The organism is uncultured Thermus sp. (genome assembly GCF_938010445.1).
Lineage (GTDB): Bacteria > Deinococcota > Deinococci > Deinococcales > Thermaceae > Thermus > Thermus altitudinis.
This window is the reverse complement of record NZ_CALLUR010000174.1, coordinates 1-7647: the sequence shown is the minus strand read 5'-3', so window position 1 is coordinate 7647 and position 7647 is coordinate 1. Positions and strand designations below refer to the sequence as shown.

The 7647-nt window shown below is 64.1% G+C and carries 9 protein-coding genes, 1 tRNA gene and 1 pseudogene; 7 read left to right on the top strand and 4 right to left on the bottom strand.

Features of this window, described 5'->3' with window-relative positions:
- Positions 1-340, bottom strand: a pseudogene (locus Q0693_RS09725) (ABC transporter substrate-binding protein); the annotation flags it as partial.
- 125 nt (positions 341-465) lie between these two features.
- Here Q0693_RS09725 and Q0693_RS09720 point away from each other — a divergent pair.
- The 4 genes from Q0693_RS09720 to Q0693_RS09705 all read left to right on the top strand — a co-directional run bounded on the left by Q0693_RS09720 (position 466) and on the right by Q0693_RS09705 (position 4277).
- On the top strand, positions 466-1497 hold the full coding sequence (locus tag Q0693_RS09720) for a zinc-binding dehydrogenase (protein ID WP_298631275.1): 1032 nt from the start codon (positions 466-468) through the stop codon (positions 1495-1497).
- 134 nt (positions 1498-1631) lie between these two features.
- Complete coding sequence (locus tag Q0693_RS09715; protein WP_298631273.1) at positions 1632-2639, top strand: NAD(P)/FAD-dependent oxidoreductase; 1008 nt, start codon at positions 1632-1634, stop codon at positions 2637-2639.
- Between the two features lie 66 nt (positions 2640-2705).
- Positions 2706-3254, top strand: a complete 549-nt coding sequence (locus tag Q0693_RS09710) for an NYN domain-containing protein (RefSeq protein WP_243029855.1) — start codon at positions 2706-2708, stop codon at positions 3252-3254.
- 3 nt (positions 3255-3257) lie between these two features.
- A complete protein-coding gene (locus Q0693_RS09705) occupies positions 3258-4277 on the top strand; it encodes a hypothetical protein (protein WP_298631270.1) in 1020 nt (339 codons plus the stop codon).
- On the opposite strand, the gene Q0693_RS09700 is transcribed toward Q0693_RS09705, so the two are convergent.
- Both Q0693_RS09700 and Q0693_RS09695 read right to left on the bottom strand, forming a co-directional pair.
- Positions 4274-4807 (bottom strand): DUF402 domain-containing protein, encoded by a 534-nt coding sequence (locus tag Q0693_RS09700; RefSeq protein WP_298631267.1) that lies wholly within the window; start codon positions 4805-4807, stop codon positions 4274-4276. The two genes, Q0693_RS09705 and Q0693_RS09700, sit on opposite strands and share 4 nt — an antisense overlap.
- A 26-nt stretch (positions 4808-4833) precedes the next feature.
- Positions 4834-5025 carry a DUF2892 domain-containing protein gene (locus tag Q0693_RS09695; RefSeq protein WP_243029860.1) on the bottom strand — a complete coding sequence of 64 codons (192 nt, stop codon included), beginning with the start codon at positions 5023-5025 and terminating at the stop codon, positions 4834-4836.
- Positions 5026-5111: 86 nt separating this feature from the next.
- Here Q0693_RS09695 and Q0693_RS09690 point away from each other — a divergent pair.
- Together Q0693_RS09690 and Q0693_RS09685 are read left to right on the top strand one after the other, a co-directional pair.
- A tRNA-Ile gene (locus Q0693_RS09690) sits at positions 5112-5188 on the top strand.
- 81 nt (positions 5189-5269) lie between these two features.
- Positions 5270-5599 carry a tRNA-binding protein gene (locus Q0693_RS09685; protein WP_243027725.1) on the top strand — a complete coding sequence of 110 codons (330 nt, stop codon included), beginning with the start codon at positions 5270-5272 and terminating at the stop codon, positions 5597-5599.
- On the opposite strand, the gene Q0693_RS09680 is transcribed toward Q0693_RS09685, so the two are convergent.
- On the bottom strand, positions 5596-6627 hold the full coding sequence (locus Q0693_RS09680) for an SIS domain-containing protein (RefSeq protein ID WP_298631263.1): 1032 nt from the start codon (positions 6625-6627) through the stop codon (positions 5596-5598). The genes Q0693_RS09685 and Q0693_RS09680 overlap by 4 nt on opposite strands.
- Before the next feature lie 75 nt (positions 6628-6702).
- On the opposite strand from Q0693_RS09680, the gene Q0693_RS09675 reads away from it, so the two are divergent.
- Positions 6703-7647, top strand: a 945-nt coding sequence (locus Q0693_RS09675; RefSeq protein WP_366140538.1) for an ATP-binding cassette domain-containing protein, incomplete at its 3' end; no start/stop codon positions are given.

Below are 7647 nucleotides of genomic sequence, written 5' to 3'. Positions count from 1 at the left end.
CGGACCACTTCATCCCCCGGCGAATCTTGAAGGTTATCTCCAACTTGTTCGGGCTGATGCTCCAGGACTCGGCCATGTAGGGGATCCAGTCCCCCGTGGTGGGGTCGCGCCGCACCAGGCCAATGGGCCCGGCGAGAAGGCTAGGAACATTGCCCGCCTCCGCCGTGATGAAGGGGTTGAAGGTGCGGTAGTCCGAGATCACCGCTTCCCGAATGGTGCCCCCCCGCTTCACCTCCGAGGGCTTGGCCACCGTCCACTTCTGGGGCCAAACAAAAGTCTGGGCGCTGGCCATGCCGACCAGAGCCGCGACGCTCACCAAAACTGCCACAATTTTTCTCATAGCGTTTACCTCCTCTTAGCCTTACGCTGGACAGGGTACCCGCTTCTTCTGGACCCTGTCAAGGGTCGCCGTACCTTGACCCCGGCTGCCCTTCATGGGAGAATCCCCTTCATAAGGAGGCCCTGATGAAGGCGGTGGTCATGGAAGCTCGAGGCGGCCCAGAGGTCCTAAAAGTAGCCGAGATGCCTACCCCCGAGCCCGGCCCCAAAGAGGTGCGGATCCGGGTAAAGGCCGCAGCCCTCAACCACCTGGATATCTGGGTAAGAAAGGGGGTAGCCAGCCCCAAGCTTCCCCTACCCCACATCCTAGGAGCCGATGCCTCGGGGGTGGTGGATGCCGTGGGCCCCGGGGTAACCGGCTTTGCCCCCGGGGACGAGGTGGTGGTCAATCCTGGCCTCTCCTGTGGCCACTGCGAAAGGTGCCTGGCCGGGGAGGATAACCTTTGCGCCAAATACGAGATCCTGGGGGAGCACCGCTTTGGAGCCTACGCCGAGTACCTGGTGGTACCGGAGGTCAACCTTCTTAAAAAACCGCAAAACCTTTCCTTTGAAAAGGCCGCTGCCATCCCCCTCACCTTCCTTACCGCTTGGCAGATGGTGGTGGACAAACTCCAGGTGCGGCCCGGGGAGGATGTTTTGGTCATGGCCGCAGGTAGCGGGGTCAGCGTGGCCGCCATCCAGATCGCCAAGCTCTTCGGGGCCCGGGTCATCGCCACCGCCGGTTCGGAGGAAAAGCTGAGGAAGGCCAAGGAGCTGGGAGCCGACGAAACCGTAAACTACACCCATCCCGACTGGCCCAAAGAGGTGCGCCGTCTAACCGGCGGCAAAGGCGCCGACAAGGTGGTGGACCACACCGGGGCCCTTTACTTTGAAGGGGTGATCCGGGCCACGGCCAATGGGGGCAGGATCGCCATCGCCGGCGCTTCCTCGGGCTATGAGGGCACCCTTCCCTTCGCCCACGTCTTCTTCCGGCAGCTTTCCATCCTGGGCTCCACTATGGGCTCCAAAAGCCGCCTCTTCCCTATCTTGCGCTTTGTGGAGCAAGGCAAGCTCCGGCCCGTGCTGGGGCAGGTGCTTCCCTTAGAGGAGGCGGCGGAGGGGCACCGGCTTCTTGAGGAACGGCGCATCTTTGGCAAAGTGGTGCTCCAGATGGATTAGCCAAGGCAGAACCCAGGTCCTGCCTTAGGACCATAGGGAGAAGGTTATGGGATGGACCTAAGACCTTTGTCCCTTGCCGGAAGCCGCCCCCAAAGGGGCTTCCCTAAGGGTAGAATGCAGGGCGAGGTGAGGCCATGGAGCACACCGATGTGATCATCATTGGCGCAGGACCCGCTGGGCTTTTTGCGGGTTTTTACGTGGGGATGCGGGGGCTTTCCTTCCGCTTTGTGGATCCCTTGCCCGAACCCGGAGGACAGCTCTCCGCCCTCTATCCAGAAAAGTACATCTACGACGTAGCTGGCTTCCCCAAGGTGTACGCCAAAGACCTAGTCCAGGGCCTGGTGGAGCAGGTGGCTCCTTTTAACCCCATCTACAGCCTGGGGGAGCGGGCGGAAACCCTAGAAAAGGACGGGGATCTCTTCAAGGTGACCACCTCCCTCGGCAACACCTACAGCGCCAAGGCCGTCATCATCGCTGCCGGCGTAGGAGCCTTTGAACCCAGGCGTCTGGGAGCTCCTGGGGAGAAGGAGCTGGAAGGCAAGGGCGTCTACTATGCGGTGAGGAACAAGGCGGAGTTCCAGAACAAGCGGGTCCTGATCGTGGGGGGTGGGGATAGCGCCGTGGACTGGGCCTTGAACCTTCTGGGCACCGCCCGGGAGATCACCCTGATCCACCGGAGGCCCCAGTTCCGGGCCCACGAGGCCAGCGTAAAGGAGCTCTTGAAAGCCCATGAAGAAGGCCAGCTTAGGGTGCTTACCCCCTACGAGGTGCGGCGGATTGAGGGGAAGGAGCACGTGGAAAAGGCGGTGATCTTCCATAACGCCACCCAAGAGGAAAAGGAGCTGGAGGTGGATGCGGTTTTGATCCTGGCGGGCTACCTCACCAAGCTAGGGCCCTTGGCCAACTGGGGGTTGGAGCTGGAAAAGAACAAGATCAAGGTGGACACCACCATGGCCACCAGCATCCCCGGGGTCTACGCCTGCGGGGACATCGTCACCTATCCGGGGAAACTCCCCCTCATTGTGCTGGGCTTCGGGGAAGCCGCCATCGCCGCCAACCACGCCGCCGCCTACGCCAACCCCGCCCTTAAGGTGAACCCCGGCCACTCCTCGGAGAAAGCGGAGGAGAAAACCCCCGCTTGATAAGCGGGTAAGCCCACCCAGGGCCGTGGCTACCCCAGGGCCCTGGGTTGTTTTAAGATGGGGCATATGCGGGTTGCCCTTTTCATTGATGGCTCCTACATGTACCTGGCCACTAAACGGCTGGGTTGGAACGTGGACCACCGCCGGGTCCTCACCCAGTTCGCCACCCCCGAGCAGCTTTACAACGCTTTCTATTACGTCCCCATCACCGACCCTGAGGACGAGCGCCAGCAGCGCTTTATAGACGCCCTGGTCTTCATGGGCTACACGGTGCGAAGCCGCCTGGTGCGGGGGGACGCCCGGTTTGAAGCCATGATGGCCACGGATCTCCTCACCACTGCTCCCCGCTGGGACCGGGCCATCGTGGCCAGCGGCTCGGGAGACCTGGCCCATACCTTTGCCGCCCTTAGGGCCTTGGGAAAGGAGATCCATCTTCTGGGCGTCCACGAGCTGGCCGACCTCGAGCTCCGCAACCAGGCAGACCGCTTCCTCAACCTCCCGGAGTGGCGGGAGGTCTTGGAGAGAACCCTGGGGGGCCGCCGCACCTACGCCGGCTATCCGGTGGAGGCCACGGTGGAAGTCCCGCCCGCTCCCGTGAACGACCCCCAGCCCTAGCCCATGCCCCCGGGCCCCTGGGTTGTGCTGGCGTTGGCGGGCCTGCTTTTCCTGTTGCTCCCCCTTCCCCCTTCCGCACCTCCCTCCCCTAGCCTGCGGGACCTCCTTCCCTACCCCCCACGGCAAAGGGAAGCCTTGACTGGCCTTCACCTGGCGTTGAAGGCCAGCCTGCATCAGCTTCTGGGGAAAGAGGCGGCCCGGGCCTATGACCGGCTAATGCGCCTCGAGCTTAAGAACCAACGCACCGGTAAGCGCGCCGCCTTTTCCGATGGCCAAAGCGCCCTTCTGGCAGCCAAGCGCTGGGTGGAGGCCATCGGCCAGGCCCGACGAGGCCATAGGGTGAGCCTGGAGGGGCTGCCCACCGCTCCCCACCACGTCCTTCCCTATGCCCGGGAGATTCGCGCCGCCGCCTTTGCCCTAGGGCTCCCCTCCGGGGTGCTGGCGGCCATCGTGGACAACGAGCAGTACGGGGGGGACAAGGCCTTGGGGCTTTCCCGCGGGGTGCGGGAAGCAGCCGATGGGCTAGCCCAAGGCCTGGCCGAAGTCCAAGGCCACGCTCCTCTAAGCCGTACCCTGGGCCTGGCCCAGATGAGCTGGGAGGATGCCCTAAAGCAGGGGGACCGCCTGCGGCTTTTTGGGGCCTGGGACCCCGCTAGGCCCTTCCCCAAGACGGAGGCCGAGGCCAGGAAGGCCCTCGAGGACCCCTACCTAAACCTCCTCTTCACCGCAAGCCGCCTCCGGGGCTACTTTAACGCCCTCCTAGGCCTCCCCAAAGAGGACACCCGCCCCCTGGAGGATCCTTGGCTCTACTACCTGGGCCCCGCCTGGCACAACTACCCCCTTAGGGCCCAGAACCTGGAAACCTGGGAGGATAGCTTCCACGGTTTCTTCAAAGGCCTCCTCTACCAAGTGGTCCTGGAAGGGCGCTGGCACCTAGAGGGCCGCGCCCTCCTCCCCATTAGAGCTTGGGGGCCCGGGAATCAGGACCCCAGGCCCAGCCCCCTACCCAGCCTTACCCCCTAGATCCGCTCCAACCACGGAAGGGGTTCCCCCGGAGGCAAAACCGGCCAGCGGCCTTCTTCCATGTGGCGAAAGATGGCCAACACCGCCTTTTCCGCCTCTTCCACCCAAACCCTGGGATAAAGGGGGCGCTTTGCCTGGAACTCCTCCCGGTCAAAGACCTCACAGGTGTGGTCGGCCCGGCACTTCACATCCAGCTCGAGGTCATACTGGCAAAAGCCCCGTCCCGTCCACTCCGCTGGGGTTTGCACATTCCAGTAGTACTCCAAAACCCGCCCCTCCCGCACGTCCGGCCCCCCGGAGTACCAGGCCCCTGGGAAAAAGGCCACGTAGGCGTCGTGGTCCAGCACCACCCTCCTACCCTTGGCCACATGGTGGAAGGTTTCCCCTTGGGGCAAAAGGGTGAGGACCCCTTCGGGGCGCACCTCCACCACCCGGGCCTCCCAGAAGTAGTGCAGGCTATCCCCCGGGAACTTATAAAACTCCACCCGCACGAGGTCCCCGGGAGCAACCGGCCAGGGCAAGGCCCCCATTCCCCAAACCCCAAGGGCCCGGCGGTTTACTTCTTGGTGCTAATGCCCAGGACCTTGTAAAGGGCGCAGAAGCCGGTAACCGCCGTGAAGAGGAGGACCACCGCCACAATGCCCAGAATCCAGTTCCAAGGGGATGCCGACTGGAAGGCGAAGTAGAAGAGGACAAGGGCCAGGATAAACCGGATCACCCTATCGGTGGTGCTCTCGTTCACCGTCATGGCTCACCTCCGCTTCCACCCTACACCTCTAGGCCCCGGATATCTAGCCCTACCCCACCTGCTATGCTAATATAGCCTTCTGGCGGGGGCCGTTAGCTCAATCGGTCAGAGCGGCCGGCTCATAACCGGTAGGCTGCAGGTTCAAGTCCTGCACGGCCCACCAGCTCCAGGACGGCAAAACTCCCGCCCCCCTGCGGGGGCGGGAAAGCTTTTGGTACGGCAACCCTTCTGGCAGAATCAAAGCATGGACGCCCTGGAAGCCTTCCAAGCCCTGGATTTGCGCGTGGGCCGTATTCTTAAGGCCGAGCCCCACGAGAAAGCCCGCAAGCCCAGCTATAAGCTTTGGATAGACCTGGGTCCTTTGGGCATCAAGCAAAGCTCCGCCCAGATCACGGAACTCTACCGCCCGGAAGACCTCTTGGGCCGGCTGGTGGTGTGCGCGGTGAACCTAGGTACCCGCCTCATTGCCGGGTTTCCCTCGGAGGTCCTGGTCCTGGGGGCCAAGGATGGGGAGGGCCGGGTGGTCCTCCTCACCGTGGAGCGGGAGGTGCCCCTAGGGGAGAAGGTCTTCTAACGGGTCCGGGTCACCTTGGTGAGGTGCCGGGGCCGGTCCGGGTCCAGGCCCCGGGCCCGGGCCAAGGCCTCCGCCTTGGGGTAGAAGGCCTGGGCTAGGAGAAGAGGGGTGGTTTCGGGCTCAGAGGCCACAGGAAGCGCCAGGGGGGAATCCGCCAAGGCTAGGGCGTCGGGTTCAGGGGAGAGGACGAGAAGATGGGCTCCTTTAGCCCTTAGCCCCTCCAGGATGGCAAGAAGGGTATCCGAGGCCTCATCCTTTTGCACCAGGGCCAGCACAGGAAAGCCGGGCTCCAATAGCGCCTGGGGCCCATGGAGAAACTCCGCCGCCGAAAGCCCCTCCGCATGAAGCCCCGCCACCTCCTTGAGCTTCAAGGCCGCCTCGAGGGCCACGGGATAGGTGAACCCCCGCCCCAGGACGAAAAGGTTTTCCCCATCCTCCAGGTAATCCAGCTCCCCCGAGGTTTCCAAGGCCCGGTGCAAGGCCTCGGGTAAGGTGGGAAGGACCTGGCGCAGGCGGGATTCCTCCACCAGGTGGGCCAGGAGGTGAAGGGTGGCGGCCAGCATGGCGAGAAAGCTCTTGGTGGCGGCCACCGCCCTCTCCTCCCCGGCATGGAGGGGAAGGACCACCTCCGCCATTCGGGCCAGGGGGCTCTCCTCCCGGTTCACCAGGGCCACCGTGAGGACACCCTGCGCCCGGTAGGCGGCCACGGCCTCCAGGAGATCCGGGCTCTCCCCGCTTTGGCTGTAGGCCAGAAGGAGCGAAGGAAAGGGCACCCGGGGCCGGGCCCGGTAGAGGGTGAGGACCGAAGGGGCCAAGGAGAGGACCGGCCATTCCAGGCGGGCCTCGAGGAGGTACTTGGCCAAAAGGGCCGCGTGGTCGGAACTGCCCCGGGCCACGGTAAGGGTAAGGCTCGGTGGGCGCTTCCTCAGGAAGCGGGCCAGGCCCTGCACCTCACCCTCGTTCTCCCGAAGGAGACGCTCTATGACCTGAGGAGCCTCCTCCGCCTCGGCGCGCATCCAAGAGGCCATGAGTCCACTATAGGCCACGGGAAGCACCCCCCGGCCACCTGGTCCTTGCCAGAGGGTAGTGGTATACTTCCACGGATGGACCGCATCGTCATCCGGGGGGCACGGGAGCACAACCTCAAGAACATCAGCCTGGAGCTCCCGCGGGGCAAGTTCATCGTCATCACTGGGGTTTCCGGCTCGGGCAAGAGCACCCTGGCCTTTGACACCATCTACGCGGAAGGGCAACGGCGCTACGTGGAAAGCCTCTCCAGCTACGCCCGCCAGTTCTTGGGGGTCATGGACAAGCCCGAGGTGGAAAGCATAGAGGGCCTTTCCCCGGCCATCTCCATTGATCAAAAGACCACCAGCCACAACCCCCGCTCCACCGTGGGCACGGTGACGGAGATCCACGACTACCTCCGCCTCCTCTATGCCCGCATCGGCACCGCCTACTGCCCGGAATGCGGCCGCCCCATTGAGAAGCAGTCCGCCAGCGAGATCACCGACCGCCTCCTGCAAAAACCCCCGGGCACCCGGGCCATCCTCATGGCGCCCGTGGTGCGGGGAAGAAAGGGGGAATACCGCAAGCTTTTCCAGCAACTCCTGAAGGAAGGCTACGCCCGGGTGCGGGTGGACGGGGTCATCTACCTCCTGGAGGAGGCCCAGAACCTCAACCTGGAAAAGTACGAGAAGCACGATATAGACCTGGTGGTGGACCGGGTGGCCCTTAAGGAGGAGGAACGCCCCCGCATCGCCGAGGCGGTGGAGCTGGCCCTTCTTAGGGGCGAGGGGCTTTTGCGGGTCCTGTACCCGGATAGTGGCCAAGAGGAGCTTTACTCGGAAAAGTTCGCCTGCCCCGAGCATGGGAGCGTCCTGGAGGAGCTGGAGCCCCGCATCTTCTCCTTCAACGCCCCCTACGGGGCCTGCCCCGCCTGCTCGGGCCTGGGCTACAAGCAGGAGTTTGACCCCGAGCTCATCGTCAACCCCGAGCTCTCCCTGGCCGAGGGGGCCATCCTGCCTTGGGCCCGGGGTAGGGACACG